13 protein-coding genes are annotated in these 16774 nt (G+C 65.2%); 5 read left to right on the top strand and 8 right to left on the bottom strand.

The window, feature by feature from the left end:
- The gene (locus F3J17_RS24700; protein WP_167065169.1) at positions 1–3255 is read right to left on the bottom strand and encodes an efflux RND transporter permease subunit; all 3255 of its coding nucleotides are present in this window, start codon (positions 3253–3255) and stop codon (positions 1–3) included.
- 15 nt (positions 3256–3270) lie between these two features.
- A complete protein-coding gene (locus tag F3J17_RS24695; protein ID WP_167065166.1) occupies positions 3271–4554 on the bottom strand; it encodes an efflux RND transporter periplasmic adaptor subunit in 1284 nt (427 codons plus the stop codon).
- A 429-nt stretch (positions 4555–4983) separates the two neighbouring features.
- On the opposite strand from F3J17_RS24695, the gene F3J17_RS24690 reads away from it, so the two are divergent.
- The gene (locus F3J17_RS24690; protein ID WP_167065163.1) at positions 4984–5622 is read left to right on the top strand and encodes a TetR family transcriptional regulator; all 639 of its coding nucleotides are present in this window, start codon (positions 4984–4986) and stop codon (positions 5620–5622) included.
- A gap of 21 nt (positions 5623–5643) precedes the next feature.
- Here F3J17_RS24690 and F3J17_RS24685 read toward each other — a convergent pair whose 3' ends face one another.
- Together F3J17_RS24685 and F3J17_RS24680 are read right to left on the bottom strand one after the other, a co-directional pair.
- On the bottom strand, positions 5644–6441 hold the full coding sequence (locus F3J17_RS24685) for an SRPBCC domain-containing protein (protein ID WP_167065160.1): 798 nt from the start codon (positions 6439–6441) through the stop codon (positions 5644–5646).
- Between the two features lie 70 nt (positions 6442–6511).
- Positions 6512–6877 (bottom strand): DUF427 domain-containing protein, encoded by a 366-nt coding sequence (locus F3J17_RS24680; protein WP_167065157.1) that lies wholly within the window; start codon positions 6875–6877, stop codon positions 6512–6514.
- On the opposite strand from F3J17_RS24680, the gene F3J17_RS24675 reads away from it, so the two are divergent.
- Positions 6851–7219, top strand: coding sequence for a hypothetical protein (locus F3J17_RS24675; protein WP_167065154.1), 369 nt, complete (start codon positions 6851–6853; stop codon positions 7217–7219). The two genes, F3J17_RS24680 and F3J17_RS24675, sit on opposite strands and share 27 nt — an antisense overlap.
- Before the next feature lie 24 nt (positions 7220–7243).
- On the opposite strand, the gene F3J17_RS24670 is transcribed toward F3J17_RS24675, so the two are convergent.
- The 4 genes from F3J17_RS24670 to F3J17_RS24655 form a co-directional block, all read right to left on the bottom strand.
- Entirely contained in the window at positions 7244–7654 is a 411-nt protein-coding gene (locus tag F3J17_RS24670) for a carboxypeptidase regulatory-like domain-containing protein (RefSeq protein ID WP_167065253.1), read from the bottom strand.
- A gap of 369 nt (positions 7655–8023) precedes the next feature.
- Positions 8024–9541 (bottom strand): DegQ family serine endoprotease, encoded by a 1518-nt coding sequence (locus F3J17_RS24665; protein WP_167065151.1) that lies wholly within the window; start codon positions 9539–9541, stop codon positions 8024–8026.
- Positions 9542–9742: 201 nt separating this feature from the next.
- Positions 9743–11044 carry an ATP-binding protein gene (locus tag F3J17_RS24660; RefSeq protein ID WP_167065148.1) on the bottom strand — a complete coding sequence of 434 codons (1302 nt, stop codon included), beginning with the start codon at positions 11042–11044 and terminating at the stop codon, positions 9743–9745.
- A gap of 16 nt (positions 11045–11060) precedes the next feature.
- The gene (locus F3J17_RS24655) at positions 11061–11723 is read right to left on the bottom strand and encodes a response regulator (protein ID WP_167065145.1); all 663 of its coding nucleotides are present in this window, start codon (positions 11721–11723) and stop codon (positions 11061–11063) included.
- 480 nt (positions 11724–12203) lie between these two features.
- On the opposite strand from F3J17_RS24655, the gene dacB reads away from it, so the two are divergent.
- The 3 genes from dacB to F3J17_RS24640 all read left to right on the top strand — a co-directional run bounded on the left by dacB (position 12204) and on the right by F3J17_RS24640 (position 16689).
- Positions 12204–13862 (top strand): D-alanyl-D-alanine carboxypeptidase/D-alanyl-D-alanine-endopeptidase, encoded by a 1659-nt coding sequence (dacB, locus tag F3J17_RS24650; RefSeq protein WP_167065142.1) that lies wholly within the window; start codon positions 12204–12206, stop codon positions 13860–13862.
- A 334-nt stretch (positions 13863–14196) separates the two neighbouring features.
- The gene (locus tag F3J17_RS24645; protein ID WP_167065139.1) at positions 14197–15135 is read left to right on the top strand and encodes a sterol desaturase family protein; all 939 of its coding nucleotides are present in this window, start codon (positions 14197–14199) and stop codon (positions 15133–15135) included.
- Positions 15136–15342: 207 nt separating this feature from the next.
- Positions 15343–16689, top strand: a complete 1347-nt coding sequence (locus F3J17_RS24640) for an acylhydrolase (protein WP_345891243.1) — start codon at positions 15343–15345, stop codon at positions 16687–16689.
- Positions 16690–16774: the final 85 nt, after the last annotated feature.

Below are 16774 nucleotides of genomic sequence, written 5' to 3'. Positions count from 1 at the left end.
TCAGTGTCCTTCCTTGCCCGGGCCGTCGTTGCCGCCATTCGAGCCACCGCCGTTGCCGCCTTGACCACCCTGAGCGCCGTTGTTGTCGGCGTCATGGTCGTGCGCGTGGTGCTCTTCGTAGTGCTGGAGCGCCACATCCGGGTCTTCCTTCTCGCCGGCGAACTTCGCGCGGATCACCACGAAGAACATCGGGATCATGAAGATCGCGAGGAACGTCGCGGTCAGCATCCCGCCGATCACGCCAGTACCGATCGCGTGCTGCGAAGCCGAACCCGCACCGTTACTGATGGCCAGCGGCAGCACGCCCAGAATGAACGCAAGCGAGGTCATCAGAATCGGGCGCAGACGCAGTCGGGCGGCTTCGAGCGCCGCTTCGACCGGGCCCATGGTGCCTTCCGCCTGCAGGTCGCGGGCGAACTCCACGATCAGAATCGCGTTTTTCGCCGACAGACCCACGGTGGTCAACAGACCCACCTGGAAGAACACGTCGTTTTCCAGCCCGCGCAGCGTCACCGCGAGCAGCGCGCCGAGCACGCCGAGCGGCACCACCATGATGACCGCGAACGGAATCGACCAGCTTTCATACAGCGCCGCGAGACACAGGAACACCACGAGGATCGAGATGCCGTAGAGGATCGGCGCCTGCGAGCCCGACTGGCGTTCCTGGAACGACAGACCGGTCCACTCGTAGCCGATACCCGCGGGCAGCTTCGCCGCGATCTGCTCCATCGCCGTCATGGCCTGGCCGGTCGACTTGCCCGCACCCGCCTGACCCTGGATTTCCACCGCCGAAATACCGTTGTAACGCTCAAGCTTCGGCGAACCGTAGGTCCACTGGCCGGTCGCGAACGAGCTGAACGGCACCATCCCGCCCGACGTGTTGCGCACGTACCAGGTGTTCAGGTCGTTCGGCGTCATGCGGAACGGCGCGTCGGACATCACGTAGACCTTCTTGATCCGGCCATCGACGTCGAGGAAGTTGTTCACGTACGACGACGCCCAGCCGATCGAGAACGTCTGGTCGACCGATGCCGCCGTCACACCGAGCGCTTCTGCCTTCTGGCGGTCGATGTTGATCTGGTACTGCGGCGTGTCGTTCAGGCCGTTCGGACGCACCAGCGCCAGCGTCGGATCCTTCGCGGACATGCCGAGCAGCATGTTGCGCGCTTCCATCAGCTTTTCGTGGCCGACGCCGCCGCGATCCTGGAGTTCGAAGTCGAAGCCCGAGGCCGTGCCGAGTTCAGGAATCGAAGGCGGATTCACCGGAATCACCATCGCGTCCTTGTAGCCCGCGTAGTGCTGGAACACCCGGCCCACCAGCGCCTGGACCTTCTGGTCAGCGTGCTGACGTTCCTTGTAGTCGCGCATACGCACGAACACGAGACCCGAGTTCTGGCCGCGACCCGCGAAGCTGAAGCCGTTCACCGTGAACGTCGACTCGACGATCGACTTCTCGTCGTTGAGCAGATAGTTCTGGATGTTGGCCAGCGTGCGCGCCGTGGTTTCCTGCGTCGAGCCCGAAGGCGTCTGGACGATCACGAACATCGTGCCCTGGTCTTCATCGGGCAGGAACGACTTGGGCAGGCGCACGAACAGGAAGCCCACCGCGACGATCACGGCCAGATAGATGATGAGCCAGCGGCCCGAACGCTTGATGACGTGGTGCACGCCGCTGTGATACTTGTCGCGGCTCTTGTCGAACGTACGGTTGAACCAGCCGAAGAAGCCCTTCTTCTCTTCGTGATGGCCCTGCGGGATCGGCTTGAGGATGGTCGCGCACAGCGCCGGCGTCAGAATCAGCGCGACGAGCACGGACAGCACCATCGCCGCCACGATCGTCAGCGAGAACTGACGATAGATGGCGCCGACCGAACCGCCCGAGAACGCCACCGGCACGAACACCGCCGACAGCACCAGCGCCACGCCCACCAGTGCGCCGGTGATCTGGCCCATGGCCTTGCGGGTGGCTTCCTTCGGGCCTAAGCCCTCCTCCACCATCACCCGCTCGACGTTTTCCACCACCACGATCGCATCGTCCACCAGCAGACCGATGGCCAGCACGAGACCGAACATCGACAGCGTGTTGATGGAGAAGCCCACCGCCGCCATGATCGCGAACGTACCCAGCAGCACCACCGGCACGGCGATCGTCGGGATCAGCGTGGCGCGCAGGTTCTGCAGGAACAGGTACATCACGAGGAACACCAGCACGATGCCTTCCAGCAGCGTCTTGATCACTTCCTCGATCGACAGGCGCACGAACGGCGTCGTGTCATACGGGTACTTCACGACCAGACCGTGCGGGAAGTACTTCGACAGATCGTCGATCTTCTGGCGCACCAGCTTGGCGGTCTGCAGCGCGTTCGCGCCCGTTGCCAGCTGAATACCGAGACCGGCCGTCGGCGCACCGTTGTACTTGGTGTCGAAGTTGTAGTTTTCGCCACCCAGACCGATACGCGCCACGTCCTTCAGGCGCACCTGCGAGCCGTCCTGATTCACCTTCAGCAGGATGTTGCCGAACTCTTCAGGCGTATGCAGCAGCGTCGATTCGGTGATGGTCGCCTGGAACGACTGACCCGCCACCGACGGCGTGCCGCCCAGCTGCCCGCCCGCAATCTGCACGTTCTGTGCGGTGATCGCGGCCGTCACGTCGCTTGGCGTGAGGCTGAAGTTGTTCAGCTTGTTCGGATCGAGCCAGACGCGCATCGCGTACTGCGAACCGAACAGCGTGACCGTACCCACACCGTCGATACGGCTGACCGGATCTTCGATGTTCGACGCCACGTAGTTCGCGAGGTCGTACTTGGTCATGCTGCCGTCTTCGGAGACGAACGCCATCACCAGCAGGAAGCTGCTGCTCGACTTCGTCACCTTGATGCCGAGCTGCTGCACCACCTGCGGCAGAATCGGCGTGGCGAGCTGCAGCTTGTTCTGCACCTGCACCTGCGCGATGTCCGGGTTGGTGCCCGCCGCGAACGTCAGCGTGATAGTGGCCGTGCCCGAGTCATCGGACGTGGACGACAGATACAGCAGGTGATCGAGACCGCTCATCTGCTGCTCGATCACCTGGGTGACCGTGTCTTCCACCGTCTTCGCCGACGCGCCCGGGTAGGTCGCGCTGATCTGGATCGACGGCGGCGCAATGGTCGGATACTGCGCGACCGGCAGCGTGAACACCGACGCCACACCCGCCAGCATCAGAATGATGGCGATCACCCACGCAAAAATCGGGCGATCGATAAAGAACTTTGCCATGAAGCAGGCTCCCTGTTATTGCGCAGCGGAAGCGGCGGGTGCGGATGCAGCAGCGGCGCCCGAAGCGCCGGCAGCGCCCGAAGCGCCCGATGCCGCGCCTGCGTTCGCGTAGCCCGAAGCCGTCGCCTGGTCTGCCGAAGGCGCGCCCGGCGGGGGCGGCGGCGGCAGATGGGCGTCCACGGCCTTGACCTCGGCGCCCGGCTTGACCTTTTCCGTGCCTTGCACGATCACGCGGTCGCCCGCATTCAGGCCGCTGTCCACGACCCAGTCCTGGCCGATCGACGCGGACGTAACGACCGGATGCAGTTCGACCTTGTTCTGCGCGTTGACGACCATCACCGTTGCCTGACCCTTCTGGTCGTGCTGGACGCCCACTTGCGGCACGAGGATCGCGTGGTCGTTGGTGCCTTCGTCGATGCGCGCGCGCACGAACATGCCCGGCAGCAACACATTGTCCGGATTCGGGAACAGTGCGCGGATCGTCACCGAGCCGGTGGTCTGGTCGACCGTGACGTCAGTGAACTGGAGCTTGCCCTGCTGCGAGTACGTGCGGCCGTCTTCGAGCACCAGCGAGACCTTGGCGGCGTCGGGGCCGTTGGTCTTCAGACGCCCTTCTTCGACTTCGCGGCGCAGACGCAGGCCGTCGAGGCTCGACTGCGTGAGGTCGACGTACATCGGCGTCATCTGCTGCACGGTCGAGAGCAGCGTGGCGGCGCTCGCCTGCACGTAGGCGCCCGGCGTGACCTGCGAAATGCCGACCTTGCCGGTGATCGGCGAGAGCACGTCGGTGTAGCCCAGGTTGATCTGGGCAGTGTCGACCGCGGCCTTGCCGGCATCGACATCGGCTTGCGCCTGGCCTTGTGCGGCCACGGCGTTGTCGTAGTCCTGCTTGCTGACCGCGTTGGCCGAGACGAGCACCTTGTAGCGCGAAACCAGCGCGTTCTGCGTGACGAGATTCGCCTTTGCCTTGGCGAGCGTCGCCTTGGCGTTATTGAGCGTGGCGATGTACGGCGCCGGATCGATCTTGTACAGGCGCTGACCGGCCTTCACGACCGAGCCTTCGGTGAACTCGCGGCGCAGCACGATGCCGTCGACCCGCGCGCGAACCTGCGCGACGAGGAAGGCGTTGGTACGGCCGGGGAGTTCGGTGACGACCGGCACGGTGCTGGTCTGGACGGTGACAACACCCACTTCGGGGGTTTGCGGCGGCGGCGCCGACTGCTTTTGCCCGCACGCTGCGAGCACTACTGCAGCCGTCGCGAAGCTGATTAGGCGGAATGGAACCCGTTCGACGCGCATGGAGCGACCTCTGTCTATAACTGACAATTAAAAGCGTGCGGCGTCCTCATGGAGGAGGACGACGACGCACGCCAGCATCTGGCAATACCTGACGGATAACCCGGTACTTCAGGAAAGGCGCGATACCGGTCAGCAACATCCATCCGGGCTTTCTTCGCGCGCCACCGCGGGGGGCGTCGCGCATTGGGGTTTCTACGACCGCTTGGCCAGTGACGGATATTAACCGGACATCACTTCTCAAGGTATCCAGGTGGTGGGGTGGTATTATAGATACATTCGCGAATGAATGTTTAAGAACGCTTCAACCCCCTGAAGCCGGCTTGAAGAAGATTCCGCGCATGACATCCATATTACAAATCAATACTTTGCTCGTCGGACCCCCAGATGCCTGGCCACCCCATTAATTCGCCCTCAGGGCGCTAATCCATCATGGTCCGACGTACGAAAGAGGAAGCGCTGGAGACGCGCAACCGCATTCTCGACGCCGCCGAACACGTCTTCTTCGAGAAGGGCGTCTCGCGCAGTTCGCTCGCCGATATCGCCCAGGCCGCAGGCGTCACGCGCGGCGCGATCTACTGGCATTTCGAGAACAAGGGCGATCTGTTCACGGCGATGTTCGACCGTGTGATCCTGCCGCTCGACGAACTCAAGGCGGCCTCCGTCGATCCCAGCGAACCCGATCCGCTCGGCCGTATCAAGGATCTCTGCACGCTCTGTCTGCAGGACACCGCCACCGACGCGCGCCGCCGCCGGGTGTTCGAAATCCTGTTCCTGAAGTGCGAATTCGTCGAAGAGATGGGGCCCGTGATGGCGCGCCATCAGGACAATATGCGCGAGGGGCTGATGCGCATCGAAGAAGGCCTGCGCAACGCGATGTCGAAAGGTCAGTTGCCCACCGATCTCGACGCCGCGCGCGCGGCGCGCGTGCTGCACTCCTTCATCACCGGCGCGCTGCACGATATGGCGATCCTGCCGGATATGTTCGATGTGGCGAAGTATGCGCAGCGGCACGTCGAGGCCATGCTCGACGCACTGCGCCATAGCCCGGCGCTGCGTGTGGATAGCTGAGCGGCAATCCACGCGCCGCCGTCAACTCTCGGCGAAACGACGCGCCACGTAGAACAGGATCGCCACGAAGACAATCATCGCGGCCCAGGCCCAGACCGGCATCGCGTGCGGCGTGGGTTCGTGGCGCAGGGTGCTCGCCGCGCGGCCGGACAGCGTGCCGCCCTCCTCGCGTTGCCCGTGCTGTCCGTGCTGCGGCAGCAGATGCGCACGGCGCGCGACCGCCGCCAGATTGATCGGCCGCAGGAACACATGCTGGCGACGCGGCTCCTTCCCGCGCACGCGATTGGGCGCGCGGCCGTGCTTGGCCGCCACCACCGCGCAAAACTCGGTGAAAAACTCATCGGCCAGCTCGTGCAGCGCGTTTTCGATCTGGCGCGGCGGCAGTTCGCCCAGCGGCCCGGTCAGCGTGGCCCACACCGAATAATCGATGCGCGTGCTCAGGCTGCGCTCTCGCTCGGATGAAACCGGCGTAGAAGGCAAACCCGGCAAACCCGCCGACACCGCCCGCTCCTCTTCTCTCAATGCCACGTCGATCTGCCCACGCAGCGAGCCGATGCCGTCGGCGCGCGCGCGAAAGCTCAGCACGCGGCGCGGCTTGAGCGGCACCTCGGCGACGTCATTGGCGATGTGAGCACGCACTTCGTAACGCGCACGCAGCGGCCCGAGCGGCACGGTCAGCGTGATCGCATATTCGCCGGGACCGAGCCTGCGGAACGACTCGCAGTGCTCCAGGCTCGCTCGCACGAGCGCGGCATCCTGCAGCGCCTGCCAGACGGCAGACGGCTCGAGCGGAATCCTCAACGCGTCGTTCAGTTCCATGGCGGCTCCCCGGTAGCGGTGCGAGAAGGTCGAATAGTTGTTTAAGGATGCCAGGCGTCGCTCAGAAAATTCAGGACGTCTGGTCGATGCGGTCCACGCGTTCGGCGTCGAAAGCCAGATAGCCGCCGATATCGCGCACGGTCTCGTGCGGCGACTCGTAGCTCCAGGCGGCATCTTCGATTCGACCGTCTTCGGTGCGCAGATGGAAATACGCCGCCTGGCCCTTGTGCGGGCACGGCGCGGTGCGCTGCGAGCGTTCCAGGCGCGCCATGTTCACGTCGGCGCGCGGGAAATAGAAGACGTCGGGGTAACCGGTTTCGCAGACGGTGAGGGCCGCGAGCGTGTCGGCGATCGTGATGCCGCCGTGGATCACGCGCACGCGATGACGGTTCACGATGATGTCGATGCGATGGCCGGCATCCGGTTCGACCGCCATGGTCCGCTCCTGATCGATGTGCGCCGCCGCTGGCTGGCGCATCGCCGCTGGTGTGCCCGAATGCCGGCGCGGCCGGTTCAGGCTGATCTTTGCTGCTCCCTGGCGGGCGCGCAGCCGGGCATTGTCGTCTGGGTGCGTGACACCGTCGTAAAACCGGCGCGCATGCGTTCAAACCAACGACATAAAAAAGCCACGGCGGACCCGTGGCTTCATTATCGGCCAAACTTTGCCGGCTTGCGCGACTTCGATGCGGGCCGGCCACAGGTGCGCAACAAGCTGCCTTTTTATGTGCGCTATCAGACAGTTAAAGGCGGCAGCGCGTCGTCTGCCGCCCTGCCCTGACCGCGATGCGCCGCTTCGTCGGTATCACCAGACGAATGACGCGCGGGCGCTGCCGTTCGAGCCCACCGTCACGGCGCTGGTTTTGTCGACGCCCGCATGGCTCACGTGCACGGTATAGCGACCCGGGCGCACGCGCACGAGCATGTACGGCCCGCGCGAGGTGGCGTCGAGAACGCTCGCGCCATGCGCATCGGTGATCTGCACGTGGACGTCGGCGAGAAATTCGGCCTTGCGACCCGTGAAGCGCAGCGCGAGCGGCCACGAGTGCTGCGCCGCCTGCAGCGCCTTCGACTCGTCCTGACCGACGCCGCCCGAGACATACGAGACGTCGCCTTGCTGCTGCACTTGAGGCATGCCGCCGCCATTGGTGTTGCCGGCGCTGGAATCGTCGCTGCTCGAACCGCCGACCGTGGCGTTGCCCGTCGTGCCGTTCATGTTGTCGGTGCCGGCGTTGCCGCCAGGCGGCATGGCCTGCTGCGCGAATGCAACGCTGGCACTGCCCGCGAAGCCGACTGCACCGATCGCCAGGGTGGTCGCCAGTGCGGCGGCCGAAAGGACGGGACGTGTGTTATCAAACATCTTCATCGTGGCTGCTCCTCATACAGGTTGCCGGTTCGATGCTTGCAGCAAGGCTCATGCCCATATCCTATGCCGCCATTCTGACGCCCAAAAGAAAACTGCCGTCGGGGCACGAGGCCCGGACGGCAGTGAAAAGCGGTCTGTCAGAAATCGGTCAATGAAGCGCAGCAGACCGCTGGAGCGAACTGTTGAAGCCGATAGAACCGTTAGCGTAGCCCGCCAAAATCAGCCCAGATCGACCGGCACGAAGATCTGCGCGTCGTCGCGCTGGATCAGGAGGGCGATGCTGTTGCCGGCCTGCGCGATCATCTGCTTGAGCTGATCGGCGCTGGTCACCGGACGGCCGTTCACAGCGAGAATCACGTCGCCCTGCTGGATGCCGGCGCTCTCCGCCGCGCCGCCCGTCTGCTCGACCAGCAGACCGTGATCGAGCGAGCTATTGCTCTTCTCTTCCGGCGTGAGCGGGCGCACCGCCACACCCAGACGACCCTGCATCTGCGACTGCTGCGTGTCGTTCGACGCAACCTTGCTGTCCGACAGCGAACCGATGGTGGCCGTCAGATCCTTGGTGCCCTTGTCGCGCCAGATCTGGATGTCGGCCTTGGTGCCCGGCTTCATGCCCGCGATCAACGAGGGCAGATCGGACGAATCGCCCACCTGCTCGCCGTTCACGGCCACGATCACGTCGCCGGGCTTCAGACCCGCCTTGGCGGCCGGGCCGCTGGCGTCCACCGAGCTGATCAGCGCGCCATGCGGCTTGTCCATGCCGAACGAATTCGCCAGCGTCTGGTTCATCGACTGCACCGCGACGCCCAGGCGTCCGCGGCTCACGTGGCCGGTCTTGACGAGATCGTCCTTGACCTTCATGGCCTCGGTGATCGGGATCGCGAACGACAGACCCTGGAAGCCGCCCGTCTGCGAGTAGATCATCGAGTTGATGCCGATCACTTCGCCCTGCAGATTGAACAGCGGGCCGCCCGAATTGCCCGGGTTCACCGGCACGTCGGTCTGGATGAACGGCGTGTAGTTCTCATCGGGCAGCGAGCGCGATTTCGCGCTGATGATGCCCGAGGTCACGGTGTTGTCGAAACCGTACGGCGAGCCGATCGCCACCACCCACTGGCCGACCTTGCTCTGGCGCGGGTCGCCGATCTTCACGGTCGGCAGATCTTTGGCGTCGATCTTGAGCACGGCGACGTCCGACTGCTTGTCCGCGCCGACCACCTTGGCCTTGAATTCGCGCTTGTCGGTGAGCTTCACCGTCACGACGTTCGCGCCGTCGACAACGTGCGCGTTGGTGAGGATGTAGCCGTCCGGGCTGATGATGAAGCCCGAACCCAGGCTCGCGCTCGGCGTATCCGGCTGGGCGCCACCGCTGCCGTCGCCGCCCATGCCAGGCATGCCGCCGTAGAAGTGCTTGAAGAATTGATAGAACGGATCGCTCGGGTCGATCGGCAGTTGCTGCGAACCGCCGCCACCGCCACCGTTACCGCCGCGCAGCGCCGTCTGCTTCACGACGTGCTTCGCGCTGATGTTGACGACCGCCGGACCGTAGGTTTCCACAAGGCCCGAGAAGTCAGGAATGCCGGTCTTGGCCGCGGCTTCGGCGGGCATCATCGCGGCCTGCGCCGGCGTGATGACCTGCGGCGGCGGCACATCGCGGCGCCCGGCCACGTAACCCGCCGACAAGGCGACGGCAACGGCGATGGCCACGGCACTGCGGGTAATGACTTTGGTATTCATGTTGGACTCCTTGCGCGGATGCGATCACGACGTAACGAAGGTTAAGCCGCGTCACTTAAAGGAGTCTTAATTCAGGAACTAATCCGCGAAGGCCCGTGTGGCGGGCCTTCGCGGTGATGCGCCTTGAATCAGGGATCGATGCGTGCGCATCGATATGGGGGCGTCAGGCTGTCGAATAAAAGCGAAAGCACAACGAAAGAATTAAAACCTCACGTCCACCTGCAAGCCGCCCGCGGGCGAATCGTCGAGGGTGATCGTTGCGTCGTGCTGATCCGCAATACGGCGCACGATCGCGAGACCGAGGCCGGTGCCGGCCACATCGGTACGCGCGCGGTTCGCACCCGCGCCCACGCGATAGAAGCGATCGAACACGCGCGCGCGCTCTTCCATCGGAATGCCGGGCCCGCTATCGGCGATGCGCACCAGCGGGTGGCCGTCCTGCACCAGCAGGCTCACGTCCACGCGCCCGCCCGCAGGCGTGTACTTGGTGGCGTTGTCGAGCAGATTGTTGAACATCACGCGCAAGGCATGCGCGTCGCCGTCCACCTGCGCCGCCACACTTTCTTCGATGCCAAGATCCACGCCGCGCTGCTGCGCGAGCGGCGCATAGTTGAGCACGCAATCATCGAGCAGCGCATGCAGATCGACGCTTTGCGCACGGGCGTGACCATCGGGTTCGGAACGCGCGAGTGCCAGCAGCTGTTCGGCGAGGCGCGTCGCGCGCGTGACGCCTGCCTGCAGATCGCCGAGCGCTTCGCGGCGCGTCTCGTCATCCCTTGCGCGCGCAACCAGTTGCGCCTGGATCTGCACGGCCGCGAGCGGCGTGCGCAGTTCATGCGCGGCATCGGCGACAAAGGCCTTTTGCGTGTCGAGCGCCTGCGCGAGACGTTCGAGCAGCGCGTTCAGCGCATGCACGAGCGGCATCACTTCGCGCGGCAAACGCTCTTCGGGCAGCGGATCGAGCGCCTCGGGATGACGCGTATCGAGCGCGCGCGCCACACGCGAGAGCGGCTTGAGCCCGCGCCCCACCACCATCCACACCGCGAGGCCGAGAAACGGCAGCAGCACGATCAGCGGCCAGAGCGTGCGCAAGGCAACGTTCGCCGCGAGACGGTTGCGCACCGACACCGGCTGCGCCAGCTGCACGACGTTATCGCCGACGATCGCACCGTACACGCGCCAGTCGCCGCGATCGGTTTTCTCGGTCGAAAAGCCCAGTTCCGCACGCGGCGCGAGCGGCGCACGCGGATGCGAGTAATACATCAGGACACCGTTGCGATTCCAGATCTGCAGCACGATGCCCTCGTCGCCGGTGTCGCGCGAACTGAGGATCTCGTTGAACGGCTCGGAGGGCAAGGCCTCGGCGATTTCCTGCAACTGGTAGTCGAACAGCTCGTTGGCTTCCGCGAGCGCCTGGCGGTAGATCAGCCAGCCCGCGAGGCACACGCCCGCGACCACGATCGCGAGCAGCCAGAACAGCAATTGTCTTCGTATTGAACTCATGCGTTGCGCGGCGTCCTCAGGCTTCCTTCGCGATCATGTAACCAAGGCCGCGCACATTGCGGATCAGATCGGCGCCCAGCTTCTTGCGCAGCGCGTGGATATAGACCTCGACGGTATTGCTGCCGATCTCCTCGCCCCAGCCGTACATTTTTTCTTCGAGCTGGGTCTTGGAAAGCACTGCGCCCGGCCGCGCGAGCAGCGCTTCGAGCAGCGCGAATTCGCGTGCCGACAGCGCGACGGGCGTGCCGTCCTGAGTCACCTGATGCGAGGCCGGATCGAGCGTGATCGAGCCGTGACGGATGGTGGAATCGCTGCGGCCCGACTGACGGCGGATCAGCGCACGCATGCGCGCGCCGAGTTCGTCGAGATCGAACGGCTTGATGAGGTAATCGTCGGCGCCCGCGTCGAGCCCCTTCACGCGATCCGCAATGGCGTCGCGCGCGGTGAGGATCAGCACGGGCAGCGCGTTGCCGCGCGCGCGCAACGTGCGCAGCACGTCGAGCCCGTCGCGCTTGGGCAGCCCGAGATCGAGCAGCATCAGATCGTAGCTTTCGCCACTGGCGGCCGACAGCGCGGCTTCGCCGTCCTCGACCCAATCGACCGCAAAGCCTTCGCCGCGCAGCGCCTTGCGCACGCCTTCGGCGATCATGCGGTCATCTTCGACTAGCAGTATGCGCATCTTGATGAATGGACAGCGCGGCGCTTGAGGCCCGCGCTTCGTTGATAGCGATGCTGCATTCTAGCGCCTCGCCACGGCCTTCCCTTTCAAAGCGCAGTCAGTCCGGACGCGCGAACCTTGCGACAACCCTGCGCTCGCGTAACGTTTGTCCACCTTTTTGCGGAACTCGCGCCGAACTTGCGCGGATTTCATGTCCGCGACGCACGCACGCCGCGCGAGGTCTTTACAATGGGCGCTTTTGCGGCGCACCACGCTGCGATGCTGATTGCGCCCTTTCAAGCCGCTCCTGGATCTGTCGGCGGCGCGCACATCGCCACCACAGCGCGACCGCGAATTTTGCTGTCTCTGCTGTATTCGCCGCTAATTTCCGCGTCCGTGCGCACCGCGCGCGGTCCCTGCACTGCCCGCCCAATTCCAACGTTGCCAACGTTTTTCATGCCGCCCGTTTTGCTGTCCCGACTACGCACTTTCCTCCGTCCGATGCGCGCGCCCCGTCCGCGCGCTCTTGCGCTCGCGCTCACGTGCGCCGCGTTCGCCACGGCCTTCGCCGGCGTACCTGCGGCCCACGCGCAGCCTGAAGGCGCACCGCGCCTGCCGGCCGTCAACGTCAGCACCGACCTGCCGCCGAGCGTGATGGCGGGCCTCGCCAAAGCGCACGTGCCGCTGTCGTCAGTGAGCGTGGTGATCGAGAAGGTCGGCGACCGCCAGCCCAGCCTCGCCGTCAACGCGGGCCAGCCGATGATGCCCGCCTCGACGATGAAGCTCGTCACCACCTGGAGCGGCCTGGCGATGCTCGGCGCCGACTATCGCTGGAAGACCAGTGCCTACACCGATGGCGAAGTCGACGCGAGCGGCACGCTGCACGGCAATCTCTACATCAAGGGCACGGGCGATCCGAAGCTGGTCCCCGAAGAACTCGTCGATCTGGTGCAGAAGATCCGTCAGAGCGGCGTGACGCGCATCGAAGGTTCGCTGGTGCTCGACAAGAGCGAGTTCGATCCGTCCACGCGCGACCTGCCCTCGTTCGACGGCGACGAAAGCGCGCCCTACAACGTCGGCCCCGATCCGCTGATGTACGCCTTCAAGGCGCTGTCGTTCACGTTCTCGCCGTCGCGCGAAGGCGTGTCGATCGACATCGTGCCGCCCGTCGCGCAATGGCAGATCGACAACCAGATTCACGAGCGCGGCGGCGCGTGCGGCGGCCTGCTGCCGAGCCCCCAGGTCACGCCGGGCGCGAACGGTCTCGTGACCGCCAGCTTTGCGGGCAATTACGCGATGCGCTGCGGCGAACGCACGCTCAATATGGCCGCGCCCGTCGATCACTCCACGTTCTTCGCGGACGGTTTCCTCGCGCTCTGGCAACAGGCCGGCGGCACCTTCGCGGGCACCACGCGCGAAGGCGTCGTGCCGCCGCGCGCGCGTCTGCTGGGCGTGCATCAGAGCCCGCCGCTCGGCGATGTCGTGCACGACATCAACAAGTTCAGCAATAACGTGATGGCGCGCAATCTGTTCCTCACGCTCGGCGCGGTCGAGAACAAGCCGCCCGCGACCACGCAGAAGGCGGCCGCAGCGGTCACCACCTTCCTGCGCCGCAGCGGCCTGAACATGCCGGAACTCGTGCTCGACAACGGCTGCGGCCTGTCGCGCGAAGAGCACATCAGCGCGCTGTCGCTGGCGAATCTGCTGCAGACGGCCAACGCCAGCCCGGTGGCGCAGGTGTTCATCGACTCGCTGCCGATCGTCGGCGTGGACGGCACCATGCGCAACCGTCTCACCAACGCGGGCGTGGGCGGCAACGCGCACATCAAGACCGGCACGCTGCGCGACGTGCGCGCCATCGCCGGCTACGTGGCCGCCGAGAACGGCACGACGTGGATCGTCGTGAGTCTCATCAACGATCCGCGCGCCGAAGCCGCACGCGCCGCGCACGATTCGCTGCTCGAATGGGTCTACAAGGGCATGCCCGAAGAAGCGCCGGTCTATGTCGATCCGCATCCGAAGCGCTCGACCAAAGCCTCGCGCGCCGGTCATGCTTCGAAGCCGGTGGGCCATGTCGAGCGTGTCGATTACAAGGCAAAGCCGGCTGAAAAGGCGAGCGCAAAGGCGACGCCCAAAAAGAAGAAGCACGCCGCGCATTGATCCCCTGAAGCACCTGGCGGGCGCGTGCCCGCCGCGCATTTCCTGCTGCCGCCCTCGACACCCGGAATCCTCATCCGGGGCGCTCGAGGGGCGCGCAAAACCGCCGCGACGGATCGAATCGCGGCGTCTCCCTTCGAAGTTTTCCTCTAGCAAAGCCCCGAGCGTCGCGTGCGCGAGGCGTGTACTCTGACGGGCACAGTCTGAGTAGCGCGACATACAACACCTACGCGCACCGGACGTCCGCATCAGACGGACCATAAGACACAAGACAACAGAGACAACACCGCCGCGCTGGCAGACCAGCGCCGCCCACGGGACAAGGAGGACGACGTTCGTGCAGTTCGACGCTGAATGGCTGCTGCTCGCGCTCGCGCCCGTGTTCCTCGCCTGCATCGGCTGGGAGGCCTGGCATCTCGCCCGCACGCGCCCCGGCGCCGCCCTCTACAGCTGGCCCGATACGCTCTGCAACGCCGCCCTCGCGCTCATGCATCAAGGCGCCGACAAGCTCGCCTGGCTCGTCGCCATTCCCGTTTATGCGTGGGTCTATCACCACTGGCGCATCTTCAACTGGCAGCCGGGTTTCCTCGCCTGGTTCGCGCTGTTCGTCGCGCAGGACCTGCTCTACTACGTGTTCCACCGCGCGAGCCATCGCGTGCGCTGGCTGTGGGCCGCACACGTCGTCCATCATTCGTCGGGACGCCTGAATCTTTCGACGGCATTTCGCCAGAGCCTCATGTATCCCATCGCGGGCATGTGGGTGTTCTGGATTCCGCTCGCCGTGCTCGGCTTCCCGCCGATGCAGATCGTCGGCATCGTGCTCGTCAATCTCGCCTTCCAGTTCTTCGTGCACACGCAGGCCATCAGCAAATTGGGCTGGCTCGAATACGTCATCAACACGCCGTCGATGCATCGCGTCCATCACGCGCGCAACGACCGCTATATCGACCGCAACTACGCGGGCGTGCTGGCGATCTGGGACCGCCTGTTCGGCAGCTATGTCGAGGAAGACGCGCACGAGCCGCCGGTGTACGGCATCGTCAAGCCGCTCGACAGCTACAACCCGCTCAAGGCGAGTTTTCACGAATGGATAGCGATGGCGCGCGACTGCGCCCGCATGCCCGACTGGCGCACGCGGCTTGCTGCGCTGTTCGCGCCGCCCGACTGGTGCGCGCGCTGGGACGCGACGAACGACGCACAGCGCATGCAGCCAGGAACCCCATCTGCGGTGACGGAAAACAACACCGAGGGTGACCTCGGGTCGCGCAAGACCTGAGAGATTGCGTAGGCTGTTGGCCACAGCCCGGGGAACGACGCAAAACACAAAAAGCGCGGCGAGGCCGGCCGCGCGATGCAGTTGGCGTGGATCACGATTTACCCGTACCGGATAGACGCTGGAAGCGGCACCAAGGCAGTGGCAACACCAGCCACACACAGAGGAGATGAAGTGAATATGAAGCAACAAGCACCGAGACACCGTACGATGCTGCGCACCACCCAGATCGCCCTCGCGAGCGCGGCGTTCGCGCTCCTCGCCGCCTGTGGCGGCGGCAGCAGCGGCGACAACAATTCGAGCGCCACGCCGCCTTCGGGCACCAAGCTGCAGGTCGTGGCCTTCGGCACCAGCCTCTCCGACGCAGGCACCTATTCCGAACAGATCACGCCGGGCTTCGGCGGCGGCCGCTTCACGACCAACCCGGGCGAAGTCTGGACGCAGAAGGTCTCCGAATACTTCGGCAATACGCTGAGCCCGGCCTTCGAAGGCGGCTTCGGCCTGCCGCTCACGGCCACGGGCGGTCTCGACTACGCCCAGGGCGGCGCACTCGTCTTCACCGGCGGCGTGAGCAACACCAGCGCGGCGATTCCGGCCGCCAGCGAGCAGCCGGTCACGTGGCAGCTTCAGCAATATCTGGCGCAGCACGGCAGCTTCAACGCGAGCCAGCTCGTGCTGGTCGAAGGCGGCGCGAACGAAATCCTCGGTCTGGTCGACAACAGCGCAGCGGGCCTGACGGCGTTCGGCACGGCGCTCGCCGCCAGTTCCTATGCGACGCTCGTGAGCAACACCACGGTCCAGCAGCAAGTGGCCGCCTCGCTCGTGCAGCAAGGCTTCAGCACCGCACAGGCAACGGCGCTCGTGCCGGCGGCCGTGCTGCTGCAGGTGATCAAGGCCGATACGAACGCCGCCACCGACTTCGCCTCGATCATGCCGATCCTCGAAGCCGCCACGGAACTGTCCAACCTCGTCAACACGCAGATCGCCGGTACGCCGAAGGTCGCGGTCGTGACGGTGCCGGACATCGGCAAGACGCCGGCCGCGCTCGCCGTCGACGCCGCAGCGAAGGTCACGCCGGGCTCGACGGGCGCGCCCGATCAGGCGCTTTCGCTCATTACGGCGGCCTACAACCTGACGCTGATCCAGGGTCTGTCGACCTCGATCGCCGCGAAGAAGGTCGTGCTGGTCGATACGTTCTCGTGGCTCGATTCGTCGATCGCGAACGCGTCGAGCCTGGGCTTCAGCGTGACGAACACCGGCACGGCGTGCAACCTGTCGGCGATGCAGCAGAACGCGACCAACTACGCGCTGGCGCATCCTTCCGTGCTGGGTCTGCCGTCGGGCACGTCGCAGACGGTCATCAACGCCGCTGCGGCCGTGTATGGCGCGCAATTCGCGTCGTCGCTGTTCTGCTCGCCGCAGACGCTCACGACGGCGGACGCGCCCACGACCTACATGTTCGCGGATCTGGTGCACCCGACCACGGCCCTGCACGCGCAGTTCGCCACCTACGTCGAGACGCAACTGGCGGCGGCTGGCATCGGCAAGGCGCCGTAATCAGGTAATCCGCCTGCTTCCGACGCTGCAAAACAAAACACCCCACGCGCCTCGCGGCCGTGGGGTGTTTTTTCATGCTTGAAGC

The sequence above is a fragment of the Burkholderia sp. Ax-1719 genome (genome assembly GCF_011753055.1).
Lineage (GTDB): Bacteria > Pseudomonadota > Gammaproteobacteria > Burkholderiales > Burkholderiaceae > Paraburkholderia.
Note: the sequence above shows the minus strand (reverse complement) of the source record. Positions and strands in the feature narration are given on the sequence as shown.

Excerpts from the sequence above, each read along its gene's own strand:
- F3J17_RS24670 (WP_167065253.1), bottom strand. The coding sequence starts at position 7,654 with ATGAACGGCACGACGGGCAACGCCACGGTCGGCGGTTCGAGCAGCGAC.
- F3J17_RS24640 (WP_345891243.1), top strand. The coding sequence starts at position 15,343 with ATGCTGCGCACCACCCAGATCGCCCTCGCGAGCGCGGCGTTCGCGCTC.
- F3J17_RS24695 (WP_167065166.1), bottom strand. The coding sequence starts at position 4,554 with ATGCGCGTCGAACGGGTTCCATTCCGCCTAATCAGCTTCGCGACGGCT.
- F3J17_RS24675 (WP_167065154.1), top strand. The coding sequence starts at position 6,851 with ATGGCCGGCATCCGGTTCGACCGCCATGGTCCGCTCCTGATCGATGTG.
- F3J17_RS24665 (WP_167065151.1), bottom strand. The coding sequence starts at position 9,541 with ATGAATACCAAAGTCATTACCCGCAGTGCCGTGGCCATCGCCGTTGCC.
- F3J17_RS24690 (WP_167065163.1), top strand. The coding sequence starts at position 4,984 with ATGGTCCGACGTACGAAAGAGGAAGCGCTGGAGACGCGCAACCGCATT.
- F3J17_RS24655 (WP_167065145.1), bottom strand. The coding sequence starts at position 11,723 with ATGCGCATACTGCTAGTCGAAGATGACCGCATGATCGCCGAAGGCGTG.
- F3J17_RS24660 (WP_167065148.1), bottom strand. The coding sequence starts at position 11,044 with ATGAGTTCAATACGAAGACAATTGCTGTTCTGGCTGCTCGCGATCGTG.
- dacB (WP_167065142.1), top strand. The coding sequence starts at position 12,204 with ATGCGCGCGCCCCGTCCGCGCGCTCTTGCGCTCGCGCTCACGTGCGCC.
- F3J17_RS24680 (WP_167065157.1), bottom strand. The coding sequence starts at position 6,877 with ATGGCGGTCGAACCGGATGCCGGCCATCGCATCGACATCATCGTGAAC.
- F3J17_RS24700 (WP_167065169.1), bottom strand. The coding sequence starts at position 3,255 with ATGGCAAAGTTCTTTATCGATCGCCCGATTTTTGCGTGGGTGATCGCC.
- F3J17_RS24685 (WP_167065160.1), bottom strand. The coding sequence starts at position 6,441 with ATGGAACTGAACGACGCGTTGAGGATTCCGCTCGAGCCGTCTGCCGTC.